This window comes from Methyloglobulus sp. (assembly GCF_046714055.1).
Classification (GTDB): domain Bacteria; phylum Pseudomonadota; class Gammaproteobacteria; order Methylococcales; family Methylomonadaceae; genus Methyloglobulus.
This window is the reverse complement of sequence record NZ_JBKKBJ010000086.1, coordinates 1-21,967: the sequence shown is the minus strand read 5'-3', so window position 1 is coordinate 21,967 and position 21,967 is coordinate 1. Positions and strand designations below refer to the sequence as shown.

The 21,967-nt window shown below is 44.0% G+C and carries 20 protein-coding genes and 1 pseudogene; 12 read left to right on the top strand and 9 right to left on the bottom strand.

All coding sequences use genetic code 11. The annotated features are described in order from the left end of the window. Positions 1-507 precede the first annotated feature (507 nt). Entirely contained in the window at positions 508-927 is a 420-nt protein-coding gene (locus ACLQ6D_RS05435; RefSeq protein WP_411726270.1) for a secondary thiamine-phosphate synthase enzyme YjbQ, read from the bottom strand. A 216-nt stretch (positions 928-1,143) separates the two neighbouring features. On the opposite strand from ACLQ6D_RS05435, the gene ACLQ6D_RS05430 reads away from it, so the two are divergent. Continuing rightward, positions 1,144-1,548 (top strand): antitoxin Xre-like helix-turn-helix domain-containing protein, encoded by a 405-nt coding sequence (locus ACLQ6D_RS05430; RefSeq protein WP_411726269.1) that lies wholly within the window; start codon positions 1,144-1,146, stop codon positions 1,546-1,548. Next, positions 1,545-2,243: an RES family NAD+ phosphorylase gene (locus ACLQ6D_RS05425; protein WP_411726268.1), complete on the top strand. Its 699-nt coding sequence runs from the start codon at positions 1,545-1,547 to the stop codon at positions 2,241-2,243. The genes ACLQ6D_RS05430 and ACLQ6D_RS05425 overlap by 4 nt, the downstream gene beginning before the upstream one ends. Positions 2,244-2,690: 447 nt before the next feature. Here ACLQ6D_RS05425 and ACLQ6D_RS05420 read toward each other — a convergent pair. The 5 genes and pseudogenes from ACLQ6D_RS05420 to dnaA all read right to left on the bottom strand — a co-directional run bounded on the left by ACLQ6D_RS05420 (position 2,691) and on the right by dnaA (position 11,063). Continuing rightward, positions 2,691-4,837, bottom strand: a pseudogene (locus ACLQ6D_RS05420) (glycosyltransferase). An 82-nt stretch (positions 4,838-4,919) separates the two neighbouring features. Then, positions 4,920-7,331 carry a DNA topoisomerase (ATP-hydrolyzing) subunit B gene (gene gyrB, locus ACLQ6D_RS05415; RefSeq protein WP_411726267.1) on the bottom strand — a complete coding sequence of 804 codons (2,412 nt, stop codon included), beginning with the start codon at positions 7,329-7,331 and terminating at the stop codon, positions 4,920-4,922. A gap of 18 nt (positions 7,332-7,349) precedes the next feature. Beyond that, positions 7,350-8,450 carry a DNA replication/repair protein RecF gene (gene recF / locus ACLQ6D_RS05410; RefSeq protein WP_411726266.1) on the bottom strand — a complete coding sequence of 367 codons (1,101 nt, stop codon included), beginning with the start codon at positions 8,448-8,450 and terminating at the stop codon, positions 7,350-7,352. A gap of 9 nt (positions 8,451-8,459) precedes the next feature. Then, entirely contained in the window at positions 8,460-9,560 is a 1,101-nt protein-coding gene (gene dnaN, locus ACLQ6D_RS05405) for a DNA polymerase III subunit beta (RefSeq protein ID WP_411726265.1), read from the bottom strand. Between the two features lie 186 nt (positions 9,561-9,746). Further along, complete coding sequence (gene dnaA / locus ACLQ6D_RS05400) at positions 9,747-11,063, bottom strand: chromosomal replication initiator protein DnaA (RefSeq protein ID WP_411726264.1); 1,317 nt, start codon at positions 11,061-11,063, stop codon at positions 9,747-9,749. Between the two features lie 169 nt (positions 11,064-11,232). Between dnaA and rpmH the strand changes: the two genes are divergently transcribed. The 7 genes from rpmH (at position 11,233) to ACLQ6D_RS05365 (ending at position 15,744) form a co-directional block, all read left to right on the top strand. After that, on the top strand, positions 11,233-11,370 hold the full coding sequence (gene rpmH / locus ACLQ6D_RS05395) for a 50S ribosomal protein L34 (RefSeq protein ID WP_411726263.1): 138 nt from the start codon (positions 11,233-11,235) through the stop codon (positions 11,368-11,370). Beyond that, positions 11,367-11,732 (top strand): ribonuclease P protein component, encoded by a 366-nt coding sequence (gene rnpA / locus ACLQ6D_RS05390; RefSeq protein ID WP_411726262.1) that lies wholly within the window; start codon positions 11,367-11,369, stop codon positions 11,730-11,732. Before rpmH ends, rnpA begins: the two co-directional genes overlap by 4 nt. Next, positions 11,717-11,944, top strand: a complete 228-nt coding sequence (gene yidD, locus ACLQ6D_RS05385; protein WP_411726261.1) for a membrane protein insertion efficiency factor YidD — start codon at positions 11,717-11,719, stop codon at positions 11,942-11,944. The genes rnpA and yidD overlap by 16 nt, the downstream gene beginning before the upstream one ends. A 2-nt stretch (positions 11,945-11,946) precedes the next feature. Beyond that, positions 11,947-13,659: a membrane protein insertase YidC gene (gene yidC / locus ACLQ6D_RS05380; RefSeq protein ID WP_411726260.1), complete on the top strand. Its 1,713-nt coding sequence runs from the start codon at positions 11,947-11,949 to the stop codon at positions 13,657-13,659. Between the two features lie 8 nt (positions 13,660-13,667). Next, a complete protein-coding gene (gene mnmE / locus ACLQ6D_RS05375; RefSeq protein ID WP_411726259.1) occupies positions 13,668-15,014 on the top strand; it encodes a tRNA uridine-5-carboxymethylaminomethyl(34) synthesis GTPase MnmE in 1,347 nt (448 codons plus the stop codon). 83 nt (positions 15,015-15,097) lie between these two features. Next, positions 15,098-15,367: an AbrB/MazE/SpoVT family DNA-binding domain-containing protein gene (locus tag ACLQ6D_RS05370; RefSeq protein WP_411726258.1), complete on the top strand. Its 270-nt coding sequence runs from the start codon at positions 15,098-15,100 to the stop codon at positions 15,365-15,367. Continuing rightward, positions 15,364-15,744, top strand: a complete 381-nt coding sequence (locus tag ACLQ6D_RS05365) for a type II toxin-antitoxin system VapC family toxin (RefSeq protein WP_411726257.1) — start codon at positions 15,364-15,366, stop codon at positions 15,742-15,744. Before ACLQ6D_RS05370 ends, ACLQ6D_RS05365 begins: the two co-directional genes overlap by 4 nt. A 295-nt stretch (positions 15,745-16,039) precedes the next feature. Here ACLQ6D_RS05365 and cas2 read toward each other — a convergent pair whose 3' ends face one another. Next, positions 16,040-16,393: a CRISPR-associated endonuclease Cas2 gene (gene cas2 / locus ACLQ6D_RS05360; protein ID WP_411726256.1), complete on the bottom strand. Its 354-nt coding sequence runs from the start codon at positions 16,391-16,393 to the stop codon at positions 16,040-16,042. Further along, positions 16,384-16,713: a hypothetical protein gene (locus ACLQ6D_RS05355; RefSeq protein WP_411726255.1), complete on the bottom strand. Its 330-nt coding sequence runs from the start codon at positions 16,711-16,713 to the stop codon at positions 16,384-16,386. The genes cas2 and ACLQ6D_RS05355 overlap by 10 nt, the downstream gene beginning before the upstream one ends. 113 nt (positions 16,714-16,826) lie before the next feature. On the opposite strand from ACLQ6D_RS05355, the gene ACLQ6D_RS05350 reads away from it, so the two are divergent. The 3 genes from ACLQ6D_RS05350 to ACLQ6D_RS05340 are packed head-to-tail and all read left to right on the top strand — an operon-like array spanning position 16,827 to position 21,364. Beyond that, positions 16,827-18,851, top strand: coding sequence for an N-6 DNA methylase (locus tag ACLQ6D_RS05350; RefSeq protein ID WP_411726254.1), 2,025 nt, complete (start codon positions 16,827-16,829; stop codon positions 18,849-18,851). Beyond that, positions 18,845-20,320, top strand: a complete 1,476-nt coding sequence (locus ACLQ6D_RS05345) for a hypothetical protein (RefSeq protein WP_411726253.1) — start codon at positions 18,845-18,847, stop codon at positions 20,318-20,320. The genes ACLQ6D_RS05350 and ACLQ6D_RS05345 overlap by 7 nt, the downstream gene beginning before the upstream one ends. Before the next feature lie 15 nt (positions 20,321-20,335). Beyond that, entirely contained in the window at positions 20,336-21,364 is a 1,029-nt protein-coding gene (locus tag ACLQ6D_RS05340; protein WP_411726252.1) for a virulence RhuM family protein, read from the top strand. Between the two features lie 94 nt (positions 21,365-21,458). Here the strand turns inward: ACLQ6D_RS05340 and ACLQ6D_RS05335 are convergent, their stop codons facing one another. Next, positions 21,459-21,689 carry a hypothetical protein gene (locus ACLQ6D_RS05335; protein ID WP_411726251.1) on the bottom strand — a complete coding sequence of 77 codons (231 nt, stop codon included), beginning with the start codon at positions 21,687-21,689 and terminating at the stop codon, positions 21,459-21,461. Positions 21,690-21,967: the final 278 nt, after the last annotated feature.

Genomic DNA, 21,967 nt, shown 5'->3' with positions numbered 1-21,967 from the left:
GCCAAGTGGGTCACTTTCCAGCTTCGGGTTTGGTAAAGCCGCCAGATTTCTTGGCGGTCAAGTAAAGTGAGTCGTGTCCGTTTATGGATGTTCATTTGCAGTATTCTCCTGAATACTGTAAACAACGGTAAATATTCTTACAAATTAAGCGATTGCGTTGCCCGTCATTAACCAAGGCTTGATATATTTCATGAATGGGCTGTTGTTTTGGGTTGACATGATAACGCACAGGGCCGCACTGCATGAAAACAATCGGATGGCGTCCATCTTTGCGAGTCAAGGTTGCGGACAAACCGAGGACATATTTTGCTTCGCAAGCCTTGGCGACAGTTTCAAAACTGACTGCGGATAAATGGTGGCAACATTAATTATGCCGGTCGGTTTGTTTTTGCCGCATTGTATTAGGTATTAGGAAGTGGCTGTCTCTAACTGAAATATTAAAATGAACCGATTATGGCATGGCAATAATGGATCAATTGAATTCCTTAATGTCCCTATTTTTTTAGTTTATTCCCCATTTATCGTTACCACAATTACCCTGCTACCCCCGTAATTCCGATGTTCACAAAAGTATATTCCTTGCCAAATACCGAGATTTGGCCGACCGCTTGTGACCGGAATATTCAAGCTACAGCCCAAAATACTTGATTTAAGATGTGCTGGTAAATCATCTGAACCTTCGTCAAGATGCCTGTAATAAGGCTCATTTTCAGGCACAGTGTGATTGAAATAACTCTCAAAGTCCAAGCGAACTTCTGGAGCGGCATTCTCATTTATCGTCAATGAAGCTGAGGTATGCTTTATAAAGACATTCATCACTCCAATTTTGATGCTCCTTAAATCTGGGAGCTGACTTAATATTTCTTCTGTGACTAAATGAAAGCCTCTTGATCGAGGTTTAAGCGTTATTTCCTTTTGAATCCACATAAGTTGAGCGATTTGTTCATTGAGATAAAGGCATTATACCAATCCCAACAAGTTCTCATATGATGCCATCTCCAAATGGAAAAGATTTGCCTGATGGGACTTTAGGTCAGGAAGTGAATAAATTTGATAATTTTTAAGTCTATATATATACTTATTATAATAAATATGTATAAATAGACTACAATTTTTACATACACTATGCCAGGAGGTTTAGACATGTTATCGCTTGCACACACCCAACTCCAACCTGATAGCGCCAAGGTTTCAAAAAGCGCCTTACGGACTTATTTTAATATCGTGAACACATGGAAACTGAATGTTGACGAAGCGATGACCTTATTAGGGTTGGATTCTCGGAGCACTTATTTTAAATGGAAGAAAAATCCTGAATCGGCGAAGCTGACCTCAGATAAGCTAGAGCGGCTTTCTTATATTTTTGGCATCTATAAGGCATTGCAGATCTTGTTACCCAATATCGATTCAGCCGATCAGTGGATAAAACGTCCCAATTCGGCGTTACCCTTTCAAGGTAAATCTGCACTCGAACGCATGCTGACAGGCCATGTCGCCGACCTATATGTGGTAAGGCAATATCTCGATGGCCAGCGCGGCTGGTCATGACTTTTACGCCGACGGTAAGCCATGTAAACTGGCAACCCTGTTGGCGATTGATCCCCAGCAGGTTTCCGCCCATCGGCTTATTTGACCGTGTCGCCGACCCCGAAGACCTCGATATCGTATTTGCAATCGAAGGACTCACTAACGACCGGTTACGGGATGAAGCGGGTGACATTACCCTCGTGTTGCCTGAAGACCGTATTTCAGGCTCGGGAACCACGCCCATCATGGCCGCCTTCACCCATCTAAATCCAGAAGGCAGCCGGTTCACGGATGGCGGCTATGGCGTTTATTATGCCGCCAACACCCTCGATACCGCAATCGCCGAGACCCGTTTCCACCGCACCCTGTTTTTAGCGGCGACGAATGAGCCGCCCATCGAAATAGATATACGGAGCTACGCTTCCGACCTGACCGCTGATTTGCATGACATCCGAAACAGGCAGGGGGAAATCCCCGATATATACGATCCCGACCCAAGCCATTATGCCCCTGCACAGGCAATGGCGAAAACATTGCGCAATTCCGGTTCTAACGGCATCGTCTACGATAGCGTACGGTTTTCAGGCGGAAAATGCGTCGCCCTATTCAGGCCTTGCGTGTTGTCCTCGGTGCGACAAGGCCCACACTTTTGTTATGTGTGGAACGGGCGGGGAATTGCTGATGTTTATCAGAAAAGTAGTTACAGTGTAAATTAGCACCTGTTTTTCTCAACAGTGCAGACCAACTGTTAGGAGAAAAATGTTGTTAGGGATGGGCGTTTTGGGGCGTTATCAGGTAATATTGATGATAAAGCTCAGTTGATTACGCTGATTAGAAAATAATTTGGTAAGAGGGTGTCGAATTTAAAACTGAGGTAGCCCAAGATGAAATACATGGAAACCCGCAATAATCGGAGCTACATTTACTTGCTTTGGTCTATCAACTTTCTAACTGTTAACTAATAATTTACGCTCTTCTTCCGTAAGACGACAATTGTCATTTCTACGGTTAAGATCACTACGGGTTTTGGTTGTATACTCTATTAGCCCGTTGTCTATATGAACCAGATGATTACTTCGTGTGATAGGAAAAGAATTTTGCTTTGTACTAATCGCTATTACACTTTCGTATTGATCAGCCATTCATGTCTCCATTGTCCATAATTATTTTAAGTCAGCCAAATCTAATGCTCTGACGTATGTTTTTGAAAAATCAGTATATATTGCTCTGGTAATAAAATACTTGGATAATATATCTGCAACAATATAGCCCAAATCCACATCACTGGCTAGAAAAAAATTTTCAGCTACATGATCGAAGCATAAAAAACCAAAAATTGTCCGATTAATCTCCGTTGTGCCTATTAACTTCCTGAATTCAGGATCAAGCGCAACGTTCCATAATGTCATCGGTATTATTAGTGTAGACTTATAACATGATGTTGAATTTGTTTCATTCGTAACATTTTTTTCATGGCACCAGCATTTTATCCACTCGATATCAATTGTATTGTTGGCATTTTTTATATTATCGTTATGATTATTATCAGAATTTTTTGCTTGCTCAGTTAGTTTCCAGTACTCCTTAGCTTGCGATTGATCAATCCTTAAATTTTTATAATATCCGCTAGCAATAGCTTCTGGGATGTTAGGGCACTGAAAAAAAGTTCCAGTTTCTTTTACATGCACGAAGCCAGAATTTGAACCGAGCTTGTAATCAGATTTGTACTCTACATTTTCATCTCTAAAAATATCCACTATCCATTCATGACCCTCTTTAAGTTGGCTACCTTTGACACAAATTCTAGGCTCAATCATATGCCGACCTTTAAAATACTGCTTAATAGTGCCAAAATTTTCCTTGGCTATCCGTTCTAAGTTTCTATTTAAAAAGTTTGACAAGGCCTTACAAAGATCATCAACTCTTCTCGTGTCAAGAGGCTCAAGGTAGGGCTGTTGCAATACTTTTTTTATTTTTTTATGAAATTCAGCTGCTAAGAAAGAATATTGAATATACTCTCCTTGGTTTAAACAAACTATTGAACGAGTTATTGATGTAAATTTATTAATATCAAAGTCTTTAGGAAAGATTTCGCTTGGTGCAAAAGTTCCACCATGAGAAATTGGTTTTGAAATCCCTAGAGCTTCTGCAAACTTTCTTGCGCATCCAGCCCACGTGTAGCCCTTATCAATTAACAGTGTTTTAAGAGCTTTCGCATCTTTGCTTAACGTTTCACGATTTCGTGCACACTCTAAAATAGTACTTCTGATTTTTTCTAAAGTAGATTCGGTATAATTTATTGGGTCTTCATCCTCATCATAATTACCATCAATTGGGACAGTATGAATACATCCAGTGCCTAGCCCACCTAACTCATTATGAATAAACTGAAAAAGACCGCTTTGTTCACTAATGATTAATGGGACTTCTGAAGAAATAGCTTCCCAGCCTGTTAATCCAAAACCCTCATGCCAAGATAGCATTAAAGCTAAGCTACATGTGCTTAGGGTATCAAATAGATCATCGCGTTTTTCAGTGTAGGGAAGAGCTATCAAGTTGATTGCTCGACCTGCTTGTTGCGTTGCAAATTTTTTGAGTAATTCCTCTTCCATTTCTCCGGATTCATTAATCCCGAACAACCATAACATAGGATTTGATCGGAGACACTCTGGTCTGGATTTATCTTCTTTTGCATATTTGATAGCTGATGAAAAAGCTGCAACAGCTAACTTAACCTGTTTTATTCTATCGTTCTCTGGATCAAGACGACCAAAGGTGATTACGGCGAATCTTTTTTGTTTTTTTAAAGCTAATTTTTCATGCAACCCAGGAATTATCATTATGACATCATCCATTGCTAACAAGTCACAAAGGCTATCTTTCAATAAAGGCCCTACTGCGAAATGTTTATCCGCATCACGAAAAACCTTATTTTGTAAATTAAGTTTTTTTGTGCTTCCCTAGCACCGTGCTTATAACCAGAATAATCTATATAGCTCATGTGCATAATGACTGCTGATTTTCCTCGATTACTAATTTTCTTTAAATCATTTACCACACCTCCAGAAATAACATCATGACCAATCCACCATTCAATTTTAGAAACATCGCAAATATCTTCAATTAAACGCCATGCCGTATCTGCCGATTCTGGTCTAAATTTATCAGAATCATCGACATTAAGAGATATTAGTTTAATCCCATGGCTTATTTCAACTTCGTTTTGCTGGTCTGCAGTAGCACTTAGAACAAGGCATACTATTTGATATTTGTCTTTTAAAAACGAGGATAGGGCTATAGAAAAATCCATGTTGAAAGAATTTATCCCTCCAGATTTTGATCCCCAAGCTGTCGCTGCAATTATTACTAATGGTAAATTCACATTGGTCATCTTAAACATCCAAATTCGTCGCATCCAAGGCATTTTTAACAATGAAATCCCGCCTGGGTTCGACTACATCACCCATCAGCGTGGTGAATATCTCGTCGGCGGCGATGGCATCTTCGATCCGCACTTGAAGCAAACGCCGATTGTTGGCATCCAAGGTGGTTTCCCAAAGTTGCTCGGGGTTCATCTCTCCTAAGCCTTTGTATCGTTGAATATGTTGGCCTTTTTTTGTTTCTTTCATCATCCATTCGAACGCTTGTTTAAAAGTGCTGACTAAGTGCTGCCTTTCGCCCATTTTTAAATAGGAAGCCCCGGTAAACAAGCCTGCCGTGTCTTCGGCATATTGGGCTAGTTTATGGTAATCCTTGCTGTGGAAGAAAGAGGATGTCACAACAAAGACTTTGGTAATGCCATGCTGTTTTTTGTTGATGACAGCGGTAAAGTCATCACTGGTTTTATAGTCCAGTTTAATCTCAAATTCGGCTTTTTTGTCGTTTACTTTCAATCCTTGTTCTAACTTGCCAAACCACGCGGTAAGCCGCTGTTGGTCTTGTTTATGGTGTTCGCTTAAGGGTTCCAAATAAGTCAATTGTTCAATAAAGACATCATCATAACGCCTTGATAAACGGTCAATAATGCTCGCTACCTGGGTATAGGCTTTAGCCAGTTTTTCCAAGCCTTGCCCTTGTATGGGAGGAGTGGATTCATCGGTGAACAACTGGGTTTTGTCTAACGCCAGTTGTATAAGGTATTCGCTTAACTGGGCGTCGTCTTTGACATAATGTTCTTGCTTGCCTTTTTTCACCTTGTACAAAGGCGGCTGGGCTATGTAGATATAGCCTTTTTCAACGATTTCCGGTAATTGCCGATAAAAAAACGTGAGCAATAAGGTCCTGATATGTGATCCATCCACATCCGCATCGGTCATGATTATGATGCGGTGATAACGCAGTTTTTCGAGATTGTACTCGTCCTTGCCGATACCACAGCCCAATGCCGTAATTAATGTGCCCACTTCTTCCGAGGAAATCATTTTGTCGAAGCGAGCTTTTTCGACATTAAGGATTTTACCTTTCAGCGGCAAAATAGCTTGGGTGCGGCGATCCCGTCCCTGTTTTGCCGAACCGCCTGCGGAATCCCCTTCGACCAGGAACAGTTCTGATAAGGCTGGGTCTTTTTCTTGGCAGTCTGCCAATTTTCCCGGCAAGCCAGCGATATCCAACGTTGTTTTACGACGCGTCATCTCCCTGGCCTTGCGTGCAGCGTCCCTGGCACGCGCCGCGTCTATGATCTTACCGACGATAACTTTGGCTATGTTTGGTTTCTCCAGCAAAAATTCCTGGAGTTTCTCATTCATGATTGATTCAACCAAGGGTTTGACTTCGGAGGAAACCAATTTGTCTTTGGTTTGCGATGAAAACTTGGGGTCTGGCACTTTAACTGATAGCACTGCCGTCAAGCCTTCCCGTGCATCATCACCCGTCGTTGTCACTTTTTCTTTCTTCGCTAAACCACTGGACTCGATGTACTGATTTACAGTTCTCGTTAAGGCTCCCCTAAACCCAGCCAAGTGTGTACCGCCATCCCGTTGGGGAATGTTGTTAGTGTAACAAAAAACATTTTCCTGATAGGAATCATTCCACTGCATGGCGACTTCTACAGTTACACCTTCTTTTTCTGCAATAAAGTAAAAAACATCTGGGAATAATGGGGTTTTGTTTTTGTTGAGAAGGCTAACAAAAGCACTGATTCCACCCTCGAATTCAAACACGTCGCGTCTATCGGTATTTTCATCTTCCAAAATGATGCGTACGCCCGAATTCAGGAAAGATAATTCCCGTAATCGCCTGGCGAGAATATCATAATGGAACTCAATATTGGTGAATGTTTCAGAGCTGGGCGTGAAGTTGATTAAGGTTCCTGTGCCTTGCGCGGGGCCAACAGGCGCTAACGGCGCAACAGGATTGCCCATACGATAGGTTTGTTTGTAGAGTTGTTCGTTTTTACGAATTTCCAGGTACAAGACTTCAGATAAGGCATTCACTACCGAAACACCGACACCGTGCAAACCTCCCGATACCTTGTAGGCGTTATCATCGAATTTCCCCCCCGCATGCAACACCGTCATAATAACTTCAGCAGCCGATCTCCCCTCTTCCTCGTGAATATCGACAGGGATACCCCGGCCATCATCAGCGACTGTGACTGAACCGTTGGCATGTAAGATAACTTTAACTTCCTTGCAATAACCTGCCAGCGCTTCATCTATGGAGTTATCTACGACCTCGAACACCATGTGGTGCAAACCGGAACCATCATCGGTATCGCCAATATACATACCTGGGCGTTTCCTAACAGCATCCAAACCTTTTAAAACTTGAATATTAGTGCTGTCATATTGATCGTTGTCACTCATGTTACTAATTTCCTCATATTACAATGATGTTCCACATGGAACATTAATCCATCTTACTTTTCCCTGTTCCACGTGGAACATTTTATAATTCTCTATAGATCTTAAATCACCAAAATCATCAACCTCAGTTGCTGTAATAAACACCTGACATTGAATTTCGCTCAAATAGTTGAGGATTTTTGCCCGGTTTTCTTTATCCAGCTCCGCAGCAAAATCATCCATCAAGATACAACCAAAGGTATCGCGTTCCCTAAAAATCAGTTCAACCTGGGCAAGCTTCAGGCAGGTAACAAGCAGTTTTAGCTGCCCCCTTGAGACAACATCTTTTGCCAGATTATTATCAATCGATAAATGAAAATCACCTCGATGCGGGCCCCTATGGGTAAAACCATAGCGTAGGTCTTTTTCTAAATCTTCAATGAGTAGTTGATCAAGTTGCCTGGCTGTATCCCAACCCGATATTAGTTTAATATCTATATCACGTAGCGTTAAGAACCTAGCTATGGTCTTATTGAGAACAGGTTTAAGTTTTTGCAGGTATTGAAGCCGATACTCATTGACCATTGTACCGTAATTATCCAGTTCTTTATTCCAAACATAAAGCTGGCTAATAGCCCTTGTTTTTAGTAAGGCATTCCGCTGCGCCAATGCCCTTTTATATTTTCTCCAAACGGACAAAAAATTCTCTTCATGGTTGAAAATTCCCCAATCCAAAAATTCACGCCGTATTTGCGCCCCTGCATCCAAGAGTTCAAAACTTTTCGGATGAATGATTTGCAACGGTAAACCGTAGGCTAAATCTGACCGTTTTTGGCTGGGTTGCTGGTTAATGCGTATTTCAATGTTTTTACCATCCATTTGAATACCCAAATGAAGATTACCGCCTTTACTTTGCATAGCTTGAGCTGAAACAATCAAGTTGTCTTGTTCAAAACTGATAACCGATTTTATGGATGAGGTACGGAATGACTTGGCACGGCCTAGCAGAAAAATAGCTTCGATTAATGCGCTTTTACCGCTGGCATTTTTGCCATAAATAAAATTGAGGCCTGGCGAAGGACTAATCGACTGTTCGCGGATATTTCTTATATTGTAAATATCCAGCCTCTGTAAACCCATACAAGACGTTTAGAGACGTATAGGCATGACTATGAATTTATATTCACATTGGCTGGGTTCATCGATAAAACAACTGCTAACATTACTTGCGACAGTCAATACGGCGGTATCGGAATCAAGGTTTGAAACAGCATCCAGTAAATATTGGGCATTAAAAGCGATAGACAATAGCTCACCTTGATAGTCTATGTTGAGATCTTCCTCAGCTTCATCATGTTCCGGGTTATGGGTGCTGATTTTCATGCTGCCAGGCGCAATATCAAATGTCACGCCTTTAAATTTCTCGTTCGACAAAACCGCAACACGGGTCAACGATTCTTTTAACTCTTGTTTTGGCAAGGAAATAGGCTCATAAAAAGCCTGTTGAAAAACTTTGCCGAAATCGGGATATTTTGCATCGACCAGCTTCGCTGAGAAAACCAGATGGTCGATAGTAATCTTGACATTGTTGTTAGAAAACATCACCGTTATTTCGGTATCTAAATTATCCAACAAGCGGTAAAGCTCCAAAACGCCTTTTCTTGGCAGAATAATCCTCGCCTCATATCCTGTCGGCTCTTCCAGTCGGTCTTCAAAAACGGACAAGCGGTGTCCATCCGATGCCACTAATTTCATTTTGTTATTAGAAATATTCAGTAAAAGGCCATTGAGATAATAACGGACATCCTGGTTCGCCATACAAAAAATGGTTTTTTCCAAAGCTTTTTTAAACTTACCTGCATTAATGGTGAACTGTTTATCCATATCAGACTCAGCAAATTCAGGATAATGCTCAGCCGGTAAACAGCTCAGCGAGAACCGGCTTCGGTTCGACAGCACTTTAACCTTATCATTTTGCTGTTCTAGTTGTATGTTTGACTGGCTGGGAAGTAGACGGCAAAGATCCAGTAATTTCCTGGCAGGTATCGTTATGGATCCAGGGCTAGATTCTGTTACATTCACTTTAGCGACAATTTGGATTTCCAAATCAGTGCCAGTAAGAGTCAAAAAATCATCGCTGACAACCATCAGCACATTGGCCAATACCGGCATGGTTTGCCGTTTTTCAATGACCCCTACGATTTGTTGTAAAGGCGTTAATAACGTTTCTCTATTAATAATAAATTTCATATAGTTTTTTACTTTATAATTACTATTAGTCTATGTCAAAACTGTTGATATCTTCTTTTTATCAATATAATTCAATACGTTGTTTTGTTCATTACCTTGTTGGTAAAGCCCTTCGTTACCTGTGTGCTTTGGTGGACAACTTGAGATGAATAAAAACTGCTCAACTTATCCACAACTTATTCCTGGTTAATATGACAGGGTTCTCAACAGGTTAAAATAATCTTCAGAGACCTTGGTGTTCGATTCCTTGAGTTCCTTAACCCGGTTGCAGGCGTTAATTACGGTGGTATGATCCCTGCCGCCAAAGGCATCGCCTATGTCGGGAAAACTAAGCGAGGTGAGTTCCCTGGCTAAAGACATGGCTACCTGCCTGGGTCGGGTAATTGCCTGCCTACGGCTTTTTGACGATAAATCCGCAATGCGGATTTTATAATACTCAGCAACCGTTTTTTGGATATTGTTGATGTCAACTAGCTTATCGCGCATTGAAATTAGGTCGTGCAACGCTTCTTTCGTGAAGTCAATGTCGATTTTCCGACCAGAGAATTTGGAATTTGCAATGACTCGCCTTAACGCCCCTTCCAAGTCACGGACATTGGATGGAATCCGTTTGGCGATAAAAAAGGCGACATCTCTGTGAAGGTCAACGTCCATCATTGCCGCTTTTTTCATTAGGATGGCGGCTCTAGTTTCCATGTCAGGCGGCTCAATTGTTACGGGGAGGCCGCTACTAAACCTGGATTTTAACCGTTCAGCCAGATTTGTGATTTCCTTTGGATATTTGTCGGAGGTCAGCACAACCTGATGCTTTTTTTCAAGCAAGGTATTGAAAGTATGAAAAAATTCTTCTTGGGAACGTTCTTTGCTGGCAAAAAATTGGATATCGTCAATCAACAAAACATCCAGGTTACGGTAATATTCCTTGAAAAGGTTGATCGTATTTTGTTGCAGCGCCGTAACCATATCTTGCACAAATTTTTCTGAATGCACATAGACGATGTTTAAAGAAAGATTCTTGTTCAAAATGGCATTGCCTATCGCATGCATTAGGTGTGTTTTACCCAGTCCGGAACTGCCATAAATAAGCAGCGGGTTATAAGCCCTGCCGACATTCTCGGACACTTGAAAGGAAGCCGCCTTGGCTAATTCATTGGACTTGCCTTCGACAAAGTTATCGAAGCTATAAGACTTATTAAGAAAACTGGGGCTGACTTTTTTCGGTGTTGTCCGTTTTACCGTTTTCGTATAAGCAGGTAACGAAGATACTTTCGAACCGATTTCCAAGACCAGATCCAATGTCCCGTTGGAAAACTCATTAATAAGCCCTTCTATTTTGGCAAAAAAGCGCTCTTTAACCCAATCCATCACGAAACGGTTAGGTGCGAGCAGTTTTAATTGCCCTTCGTTTTCAATAGCCTGAAGCGGTCTTATCCAGGTATTAAACTCCGAACTGGAAATCTCGTTTTCCAGCTTGCTCAGGCAGTTATTCCAGATGGAATTCATGGTCGTTGGTAACGGGTTGATTTTATGGTTTTGAAAGATGTAGCTCTACGGTTACTATACAGGATAACCTTATAAGCTCACAGAATTGACATAACTAAGCTTATATCTTATCATCCGTGGGCTTTTTTATCCGTTTTTATAGACGATTATTTGATCAGGTTTTTGTAGAATGAAAAGAACATACCAACCCAGCAAAATTAAACGTGCCAGAACCCACGGCTTTAGAGAACGAATGGCTTCAGTCGGTGGCCGTAAAGTATTAAACGCCCGACGGGCCAAGGGAAGAGTCAGGCTGACTGTTGTGTGACAGGGTTAAGCCAAGGTTTCCCTCCGCAGTTAAGATTAAAAAAAGCAGCTGAATTTAAAAAGGTTTTTACCAATCCGGTCAAATCGACAGACCGGTATTTTACGCTGTTAGCTACACCTAGCGATTTTGGCCGCCCCAGGATCGGTTTGGCAATCGCCAAAAAAATGATTAGAAAGGCAGTGCACAGAAATGTGATTAAGCGGACTGTCCGGGAAAGCTTTAGGTTACAACAGCAAACGATGGGCAGTATTGATATAGTCGTGCTGGCACGAAAGGAAGCGTTGGATGCGCAGCCGGAAACATTAAGAAAATCTTTGGAAAAACATTGGCTTAAGTTGGTGTCAAAATGCGCTTCATGCTGATAGCCGCCGTAAAGTTTTATAAATACTTTGTCAGCCCAGTGCTTGGAAATAATTGCCGCTTCTATCCAAGTTGCTCAACTTATTCCATGGAGGCGCTTAAATTGCATGGCTTGATCAAAGGCTCCTACCTGACAGTCAGAAGATTATTGAAATGCCATCCTTTTCACGAAGGCGGCATTGATCCAGTTCCGGAAAAATTTGGTAATAATTAAGAATGGATAATATACGATTTGTACTCATCATCGCATTTGCAATGATCCTGTTACTGCTCTGGCAAGCCTGGCAGATTGATTACAGCCCCAAGCCCGCCATCGCACAAATCGAAAACCCTGCTGTGGCGGACGTAAAAGAAGATCTACCCACAACCGCCAATACTCCTGAGCAACCGAGTGTTGCCGCGCAACAAGTGACGGCTGCACCGTTACCAGCAGCGCCTACCGCAGCTATTGTTTCTGTAAAAACCGATGTGCTTGCCCTTGAAATAGATATGCAGGGCGGAACCATACAGAACCTTGATTTGCTCGTTTACCCGGTAGAAAAAGATAATACGGTTGTCAATGCGATGAGAAAACTGGTTGGTTTAGAGGCTGCTGAAAAAAATCGCCAACCAGTGCGGCTATTTAATAGCAGCCCAGAAAAAATGTTTATCGCACAAAGTGGATTGATTGCGACTAGCGGAAATGCACCGGCTCCAGATCATCACACCATTTATTCTCACCAAGCGGGCAGTTATGTCCTTGCTGACGGGCAAGATAGCCTGACCGTCCCTCTAATATGGACGGATAACAGCGGCCTGGTTATTACCAAAGCGTTCGTTTTCAAGCGCGGCAGTTACGAGATAACGCTAAACCAAAACGTCAAAAATAACAGCGGAAAAGATTGGTCTGGACGGCAATACAGCCAATTATTGCGAGTACCCAACAACGAAGATCAGGGCAACATGCTGACAGCCGGTATGAGAGCCTATGATGGCGGTGTTGTTTATACCGAAAAAGATAAGTACCAAAAAATCAATTTTGACGATATGGTGGAAGAGAACCTGGACGTTGCCACTCAAGGCGGATGGGCAGCCATGATCCAGCATTATTTTGCCTCAGCCTGGATTCCGCCCGCAGAATCAGAAAACCACTTTTATACCAAACATTTAAAAGATGAACGCTATGTCATCGGCTCCTATTCTCCGCCAGTGACAGTTGCCAACAACACAGAAACACAATTCGTTTCCCGCTTGTTTTCAGGCCCGAAAATTCAGCCAGTCATGGAAAAAATAGCGCCAGGACTGGAGCTAACAGTAGATTACAGCGTACTGACCTTCATCGGTAAACCTATCTACTGGCTGCTCAATAAAATTCATAGCTTTACCAATAATTGGGGTTTTGCGATTATTGGCGTGACTTTCTGTATTAAATTGTTGATGTTCCCGTTGACCCAAGCCAGCTTCATATCAATGGCAAGGATGCGCAAAATACAACCTCGCTTAAAAGAATTGCAGGAGCGCTTTGCCGACGACAGGCCACGGTTCAACAAGGAAATGATGGATATGTACAAAAGGGAAAAGGTCAATCCTTTGGGCGGCTGTTTACCTATCCTGTTTCAAATTCCCGTATTCATGTCCTTGTATTGGGTATTGAGCGAAACTGTTGAATTCCGGCAAGCGCCGTTCATGCTGTGGATACAGGATATGTCGGTCATGGATCCGTTTTTGGTGCTGCCCCTGGTCATGGGTGTCACCATGAAGATTCAGCAAGGGCTCAATCCTACGCCGATCGACCCTGTCCAGGCCAAGATATTGAAAATGTTCCCGCTCGTTTTTACCGTATTTTTCCTGTTTTTCCCCGCTGGTTTGGTCTTGTACTGGGTGGTCAACAATACCTTATCCATTATCCAGCAGACCTATATCACCAAAAAAATCAATGCACAAGCTTAGCGCTAATATTGGACATTGAACAAATAGATACCATTGCTGCCATAGCGACGCCACCCGGTAACAGTGGTGTCGGTATCATCAGGATTTCAGGCGGCTTGGTCACTGAAATCGCCGCGCAGCTAATAAAAAAAAACTTAACGCCGAGGACTGCGTTGTTCTCAGCTTTTCTGGAATCAGATAATTCCGTTATCGATTCCGGGATAGCCCTCTACTTTTCCGCCCCCGCTTCTTATACCGGCGAAGACGTACTCGAACTCCAGGCACATGGAGGCTCTGTTGTCTTGAACATGCTGCTAAGGCGCGTATTAGCGTTGGGCGCACGACTTGCCAGGCCTGGGGAATTTACCGAACGGGCTTTTCTTAACAACAAGCTCGACTTAGCCCAAGCAGAAGCCGTTGCCGATTTGATAGCAAGCAGCACGGAGCAATCTGTACGCTCAGCGCAAAGATCCATGCAAGGTGTATTTTCCGACCAGATCAACACACTGATTACCGAACTCACCGAGCTTAGAGTCTACATCGAAGCCGCGATTGATTTTGTCGATGAAGAAATAGATTTCCTAACCGACGGAGTCGTCGAAAACCAGCTGATTAGCCTTATAAAAAGGCTGGAAGTGATCCAACAAACCGCCCGGCAAGGACGGTTATTGCGCGATGGCATGACGGTTGTGCTCGCCGGCAAGCCGAATGCAGGAAAATCAAGCCTACTCAATGTGCTTGCAGGACACGATGCCGCCATTGTTACCGATATAGCCGGAACGACGCGGGATGTGCTGAGGGAACGCATACAAATAGACGGTATGCCATTACATATCATTGACACGGCAGGCTTGAGGGAAAGCTCACATGCTGTGGAGCAAGAAGGTATCCGCAGGGCCCACGAAGAAATCCGCAAGGCCGACAAAGTGTTACTACTTATCGATGCCAGGGATGCCGAAACAAAACCTTTACTGGATTCCATCCCCGAAGGCCTGGACATCACAACCGTCTACAACAAAATAGATTTGTTAAATGCCGCGCCGGAAATAAAAAACACGGAAGCGGGTACACAAATCTACCTGTCGATTAAAACTGGCGCAGGTATGGACTTACTCATCCAACACCTGAAACAAAGCGTCGGCTACAACGATGCCACCGAAAACATCTTCATAGCCAGAACCCGCCATCTTGAAGCCTTAAGGAAAAGCCACGAACTCGTCCAAAATGCCCTACACCAACTACAAACCACCCAAGCCAGCGAACTCATCGCGGAAGACTTACGGTTAGCCCAACAAGCACTTGCTGAGATCACCGGGGAATTTACGTCAGATGATCTCTTGGGCAAGATATTTTCCAGTTTTTGTATTGGCAAATAAAACCCATTAGGCTATGGGTGCATACCCTGTCATCAGACGTATTTAAGTGGCACATTTTATACAGGCGTGCCATAATATTTCACATGATGCCAAAGATAATCACACAAACCGAAGTCCAAATCGGCCCCCAGGGTCGATTGGTGATACCTGCCCCACTCAGACGCTCGCTCGGCTTTGAGTCCGGGGATAACCTGATTGCGCGTATGGAAGAGGGGCGCTTGATCCTGGAAAAAACTGAAACGATTAAGCAACGTCTCAAGGGTCGTTTTGCCCTTCTGCAACCAACCACCAGTCTGGCTGATGAATTGATTGCGGAACGGCGGGAAGAAGCGAAACGGGAAGCAGGTGAATGACAGCGGTTCTTGACGCTTCCGCTTTGCTCGCCTTTCTGCAAGACGAGCCAGGTAATGATCGGGTGGAAGCGGTTCTGCCGGAAGCGGTTATTTCCAGCGTCAATTGGGCAGAGGTTGTGCAGAAGTCGATTGCAGCAGGTGTCAATGTCGATGGACTGCAGGAAGATCTGGCAGCCTTGGGCTTGGCTATTTTGCCTTTTACCGCCGAGGAGGCCGAAATCTCCGGACGGCTCTGGCAACAAACCCATCAGTATGGGTTGTCGTTGGGTGATCGAGCCTGTCTGAGCCTGGGTTTAAGGCTGAAAGCGCCTGTACTGACCGCTGATCAGTCATGGACTGCCCTTACAGTGCCTATTACCCTGCAAATTATTCGCTGACCCATATAGAGGGCCATGTTAATAATCCCAATGCCGGACGAGTCAAATATCCCTTCCACAACGTTTTTTGTGGATACCGCAAGGGACACGCTTTCGATCTTTCCACCACATTGCAAAAATTTGTGACCGGGTGCAAACCCCGTCACGCTTGGGGGAGTTTTCAATTTAACGGCATTGGTTACAACCCCTGTCCATCGTGCTGAGCATCCATGTTTACAGGGGGGGTAGATTTGGGGCCGTTCCGATACCCCACCATCGGAATACCTGATAAGATTGGTTGTTCGCAACCTGTTGTTTAACAAAGAAGTTGATATAAGAAAAGCTCAATTTTCTCCGGCATATTGGGCTTTTTCTTTGTCGGTTTTGTGCCAAAATACTCCTTGGTCATGCCGTATTGCTTATCGGTGAAGATAAAAAATGCCACTTGTGCGCCTTTCGGGATGAGCGGAGGACGTAGCCGTGAGATGGTCGCTTCACCCACAGCCAGGGTCGGAAAGTGGTGTACGTACAGCGAATTTTGCAGTTGCACAAAGTTTTCTTGCAGCAAACAACGGCGGAACACGGTGTAATCGTGCCGTTTTTCGGCATCGGTCATCGGACAGTCATACACGCAGATTACCCACATGACACGCCAGCCATTTACGCCCATGATTCAGGGCTGTCCTTCGGCGGCAGCACATCCTGCGGCAAATGTAGGTGTTCCGTCCGGCCATCCAAGACCCGCACAAAGCTGGCAATGCTCTCATTGATGGCAGAAGGCAGGCGATAGCCCGCGCCATTCAGTTTGATTGCCTGCTGTACGAAGCCGAGCAGTTGTTTACGGGCCGTACCATCAAAATCACCTGTGTTACCTGGTGTCACATGCCGCTCGATTACAAAGCGGTACGGTTTCGCATTCCCACGCAGCGCGTGGGAATGCGAAAATAAAGCAAAATCCTGCTTAAAGTGGTTTAAGGTATTGATTTGCATTATACTTGCAACAACCCCAACTACAATAACACCTAGATGTCAGTTTGTTGCAACTACAAAACCGACAGCCTTAACTTTGCCCAGCGTAATTTGATGATGCCCTATTCAACTTTATGAACGAACCACACTATTTAACTATCCCCGAAGGCAAAATTTGCGACTTTATTAGCGGCAATTTTAGAAACGACTCACCCGAAGAATATGTGCGCCAAAACTTGGAAAAACGCCTGGTTAATGAATTGAAATACCCGCGTGAACGGATCGGCGTTGAAGTGACCTTACAGCTAGGTAGCAATAAACCCCGTGCCGATGTCGTCATTTATCTGGAAAAACTCCCACAAACACAAGAAAACATTCACGTTATCGTAGAATGCAAAAAAGAAAATGTATCACCGTCGGACAAAAAAGACGGTATTGAACAACTCAAAAGCTATATGTCTGCTTGCCTTAACTGCGAATGGGGCTTATGGACAAACGGCAAACAAAGGCAAGTATGGCGTAGGATAAAAAACACCGCCGGACAAGCTGAATTCATAGAATTCAACGATATTCCCGATGTGTCAGGCTCTACCGAAGACATTGACCGCCCAAAACGTAACAAACTAGTACGCGCAGACGGTGATAATTTATTTTTAGCCTTTCGCCGTAGCCATGAAGCCATTCATGTTAATGACGGCTTTAACAAAGAAAACGCCTTTTTCGAGTTTCTGAAAATCATCTTTTGCAAAATTGAAGACGAACGCAACATTCCCAAACCGCTTGAGTTTTATGTCGCTTCCAACGAACGCATTTCGATTGATGGGCAGATTGCTTGCAAACAGCGTATTGAAGCCATCTTCAAGCGCGTAAAAAGCAAATTCAACCAGATTTTCGACAGCAACGAAGGAATCAAACTGTCACCGCGCAGCCTTGCACAAATAGTGGCTGAATTACAAGGCTACAGTTTTTTATCGACTGACATTGACCTCAAAGGTCATGCTTATGAAGAAATTGTCGGCTCCAACCTAAAGGGCGATAGAGGGCAGTTCTTCACGCCGCGTAATGTTATGCACATGGCGGTTACCATGCTCAACCCAAAACTGGACGAAAAAATATTGGACCCAGCCTGTGGAACGGGAGGATTCCTTGTTACTGCCATGAACCATGTTATTGCACAACTGAAGCAAGACTGGGCAAAGGATTTGGGTAAACCAGAAAACGAATGGAACGACGACGAAAAGAAAGCCCTGCAAAGCCGTATTAGTGAAATGGCCGAAAGCTCGTTTTTCGGTTTTGACATTGCCCCTGAATTGGTTAAAGCCACAAAAATGAACATGGTCATGAACAACGACGGCAGCGGCAACATTCTCCGCACTGATTCGTTATTGCCGCCGCATTTATGGGAAGCCAGTTTTAAAGAATCACTTGCTAAGTCGCTGAAAATAAACCCCGCCGAACTAAGCAATAAAGACAGCATTGGATTATTTGATGTCATTATCACTAATCCGCCGTTTGGCAGCAAAATCGTCATTAAAGAAGAATATATGCTTGACCAGTACGCTATTGGGCATGGTTGGGAAAGCCCCAAAAAAACCAAAAACGGCGAATGGAAAAAGAAAACCGTGTTTTCTGCTTCGCCCCCTGAGCAACTATTTATTGAACGTTGTTTGCAACTGCTCAAACCCGGCGGACGCATGGCGATTGTCTTGCCCGACTCTATTCTTGGCTCACCGGGTTTGGGGTATATTCGCCAATGGCTATTGGGCGAAGCTAAGATAATTGCCAGTCTCGACTTAGACGGTGACACCTTTCAGCCGCACACAGGCCCGCAAACGTCCATTTTAATATTGCAAAAGAAAACCCTGGAAGAAAAAACCGAGGAGCAACGCACCCGCGTACTGCGACCTTACAATATTTTCATGGCGGTGATTGATAAAGTCGGTCACGACAAACGCGGTAACAATCTTTATCAACGTGACGAACACGGGGCGGAAATACTCATTGAAGTCAATGAAACCGTGACCGAACTGGACAAAACCGCAGACGGACAAACGACCGTAAAATCCGCCAAACGTCTTGAAAAAGTATCCGATGACCAAACCCGCGCCGTTCCTACTGTGTTTGCGAAATGGAAACGCAATGAAGGTATTGCATGGTAGCTACGACAGCTTATCAAGCTCCCGTCACTTGGGACGCACCCAGCAAGCCGCAGTCTTTTGGCTGGGTGAGTTTGCCAGTGCAAAGCCTTGTTGAAAGCGGCTTAAGGCTGGACGCGAGCGTTTATGCGACAGAGGCGCAAAAAGCTAAACAATTGGTCAATCAATGTAAATATGGCGTGATACTGCTTGCTGAATTGACAAATGAATGTGCTTATCCTGGTCGTTTCAAACGTACTTACGTATCAAAACAATATGGCGAAAAGTTTTTCTTACCTTCACAACTCAACGAACTTGCGCCAACTGCAACTAAATTTTTAGCGGTCAAAAACATTAAAGAGCTTGATGCGTTAAGGATTAAAGAAAATACCTTACTTATTACCCGCTCTGGAACAATAGGCAATTGCACTATTGCCAGCAAAACATTAATCGGTGGTATTTTTTCAGATGACGTGATTCGCCTTCTGCCAAAACAACCTCATAATCTTGGCTACATCTATATTTACCTGAAAAGTAGTTCTGGTCGAGCCATTCTACAATCTTCAAATTACGGTGCGGTAATTCAACACATTGAACCCGCTCATTTGCTCGATATACCGATTCCAGACGCGCCAGCATTACGTAAAACCCACATCCATCAATCCGTTACAGAATCCTTTCAGTTGCGTGATGAATCAAACGCCCTGATTGAACAAGCCCACGCCAAGTTGCAAGCCGCGCTAAAACTGCCAGCGGTTGAAGAGTTGAATCCACCAGCAAACGGTGACAATGGGCTACGCTGTTTCAGCGTGAATGTCGCAGATTTAAACCGCCGCCTTGAAGCCAATTATCACAACCCGTTAGCACAAGCAATCACCCAACACTTACACCAACATGCCGCGCAAGTTTTAACATTAGGCGATAAGCGAATTACTCAAAAAATTATTTTAGCTGGGCGTTTCAAACGGGTTTATGTCGATGAGCAGCAAGGCATACCGTTTCTTGGTGGTAAGGAAATTCTGGAACTCGACCCACGCGGTGAAAAATATCTTTCCCTCAAGCATCACGGCGAACGCATTGCCGAACAATTGACGCTAGACGAAAATATGATTTTGATTACATGCAGCGGCACGATAGGCAAAGTGAATATTGTGCCTAGGCATTGGCAAGGCTGGGCGGGTAGTCAGCATATACTCAGAGCCGTACCCGCCAGCGCAGAGTGGGCAGGTTATTTGTATGCGTGGCTGAGTTCTGAATGGGCGTTACCGCTGATACGCCGCCACACCTATGGTGCAGTCGTGTTTGAAATTGACCAGTACCAACTCGCTGAAGTCCCCGTTCCCCTGCTTGCTGACGTAGCTCTCATGCACGAAATCAACAGCCTCGTGCTTCGCGCCAATGAACTGCGCTACACCGCTTTTACCAAAGAACAAGATGCTTTGCGTTTGTTCAATCAAGATGTATTGGGATTGCCAAGTACAGCTATTGATTAAAGCTGCGGAGCAATCATGAAAAAAAAGACTGCGCCTGAAAACAGCCAATTTCTGGTTTACCAGGTCGAGGACGGTCAAATCAAAATCGACGTGCGTCTGGAACAGGAAACCGTTTGGCTGACGCAGCAGCAGATGGCTGATTTGTTTCAGACGACTAAGCAAAATATCAGCCTTCACATCCAAAATATTTATGAGGAAGGCGAGCTTACACCGGAGGCAACTGTCAAGAAATACTTGACAGTTCGCAAGGAGGGGGCGCGTGAGATTAAACGTTTACTGGATCATTACAACCTCGACATGATTATCTCCGTGGGCTACCGGGTAAAAAGCCATGTAGCAACGCGGTTTCGTATCTGGGCGACGCAAACCCTGAAGGAATATATCGTCAAAGGTTTTGTTCTGGACGATGAACGATTGAAAAACCCGGATCAACCCTTCGATTATTTCGATGAACTGATCCGCCGCATTCAGGATATTCGCACATCCGAGCGGCGTTTCTATCAAAAAATCACCGATATTTACGCCACCAGCATCGATTACGACCCGACGTTGCAAATCAGCCTGGATTTTTTCAAAACCGTACAGAATAAAATGCACTGGGCTATCACGGGCAAAACGGCGGCGGAAATCATCCACGGCCGCGCCGATAGTGATAAACCGAATATGGGTTTAAGCAACTGGCGCGGTACGAAAGTGCGTAAACAGGATGTGGCGATTGCCAAGAATTATCTCAACGAGGATGAATTTTTGGCGTTGAATAATCTGGTGGAACAATACCTGATTTTTGCCGAAGGTCAGGCTATGCGCCGCATTCCAATGATTATGGCCGATTGGATCAAAAAACTCGATGACTTTATGACGTTGAACGAGCGCGATATTTTGAACCATGCCGGAAAAATCTCTCATGACATGGCAAAAGACTGGGCTGAAAGCGAATATGAAAAATTCAGCTTAAACCGGATTCGCCAGCATGACCATGAAGACAGCGACTTCGACCGAATTATTAAAGAACTACCATCCAAGAAACTAGGAAAAGACGAGTGAATTTAGCCAGGCAAGGCTATCGCCATTGCCTTTCCAGACAACTTCGACATCCGTTTGAATAGCTAATCAAGCCGTTATCATGGATAATGCGCGGCTATTTGCTTGATTCTACCTTTGCGCCTATCAATCTGCCGTCGTTGCATACGTGCAACGCCCGGCGACCTGCTTGTTTAGATTTCAGCCCTGCTTGGCTTTTTTCCAGAGGTTCATCGAAAATTTGGACGTGTTTCCAAACCAAATCCGTGGGCTGCTTGTCGTTATCCAACAACATTGCAGCCACACCCAGTGACGCTGTGCCTACATCTAAACCAACACGATAACGCATACTTGCTCTCCAGAGTTATTGATGTACAATAGAACAGTATCAGGTATTCCGATGGTGGGGGCTATCGGTAACAAGGGGAAGTCGAAAGACGACCTCACCGAATATAAGGGGCAACTTAGGTTGCCCTTTTTTATTTTTGGGGTAATAAGTTTAGTGTAACCAACTATAGCCTATTGCTTTGCTTTTCATACCAATGGAACGTTATTCCGTAGGCTCCGCCTTCAAGCGACCCAAGCCCTCACGAGGTTGAAAAGCCAACGGGGGCTTTTTATTTTGAG

What these genes read in the sequence shown, in the direction of transcription:
- dnaN (WP_411726265.1), bottom strand. Translation starts at nt 9,560, where the DNA reads ATGAAATTTATTATTAATAGAGAAACGTTATTAACGCCTTTACAACAA.
- dnaA (WP_411726264.1), bottom strand. Translation starts at nt 11,063, where the DNA reads ATGAATTCCATCTGGAATAACTGCCTGAGCAAGCTGGAAAACGAGATT.
- ACLQ6D_RS05340 (WP_411726252.1), top strand. Translation starts at nt 20,336, where the DNA reads ATGAAAAAAAAGACTGCGCCTGAAAACAGCCAATTTCTGGTTTACCAG.
- ACLQ6D_RS05345 (WP_411726253.1), top strand. Translation starts at nt 18,845, where the DNA reads ATGGTAGCTACGACAGCTTATCAAGCTCCCGTCACTTGGGACGCACCC.
- ACLQ6D_RS05350 (WP_411726254.1), top strand. Translation starts at nt 16,827, where the DNA reads ATGAACGAACCACACTATTTAACTATCCCCGAAGGCAAAATTTGCGAC.
- ACLQ6D_RS05425 (WP_411726268.1), top strand. Translation starts at nt 1,545, where the DNA reads ATGACTTTTACGCCGACGGTAAGCCATGTAAACTGGCAACCCTGTTGG.
- ACLQ6D_RS05355 (WP_411726255.1), bottom strand. Translation starts at nt 16,713, where the DNA reads ATGCAAATCAATACCTTAAACCACTTTAAGCAGGATTTTGCTTTATTT.
- ACLQ6D_RS05370 (WP_411726258.1), top strand. Translation starts at nt 15,098, where the DNA reads ATGATGCCAAAGATAATCACACAAACCGAAGTCCAAATCGGCCCCCAG.
- yidC (WP_411726260.1), top strand. Translation starts at nt 11,947, where the DNA reads ATGGATAATATACGATTTGTACTCATCATCGCATTTGCAATGATCCTG.
- gyrB (WP_411726267.1), bottom strand. Translation starts at nt 7,331, where the DNA reads ATGAGTGACAACGATCAATATGACAGCACTAATATTCAAGTTTTAAAA.
- recF (WP_411726266.1), bottom strand. Translation starts at nt 8,450, where the DNA reads ATGGGTTTACAGAGGCTGGATATTTACAATATAAGAAATATCCGCGAA.
- rpmH (WP_411726263.1), top strand. Translation starts at nt 11,233, where the DNA reads ATGAAAAGAACATACCAACCCAGCAAAATTAAACGTGCCAGAACCCAC.
- ACLQ6D_RS05430 (WP_411726269.1), top strand. Translation starts at nt 1,144, where the DNA reads ATGTTATCGCTTGCACACACCCAACTCCAACCTGATAGCGCCAAGGTT.
- ACLQ6D_RS05435 (WP_411726270.1), bottom strand. Translation starts at nt 927, where the DNA reads ATGTGGATTCAAAAGGAAATAACGCTTAAACCTCGATCAAGAGGCTTT.
- ACLQ6D_RS05335 (WP_411726251.1), bottom strand. Translation starts at nt 21,689, where the DNA reads ATGCGTTATCGTGTTGGTTTAGATGTAGGCACAGCGTCACTGGGTGTG.
- cas2 (WP_411726256.1), bottom strand. Translation starts at nt 16,393, where the DNA reads ATGGGCGTAAATGGCTGGCGTGTCATGTGGGTAATCTGCGTGTATGAC.
- ACLQ6D_RS05365 (WP_411726257.1), top strand. Translation starts at nt 15,364, where the DNA reads ATGACAGCGGTTCTTGACGCTTCCGCTTTGCTCGCCTTTCTGCAAGAC.
- yidD (WP_411726261.1), top strand. Translation starts at nt 11,717, where the DNA reads ATGCGCTTCATGCTGATAGCCGCCGTAAAGTTTTATAAATACTTTGTC.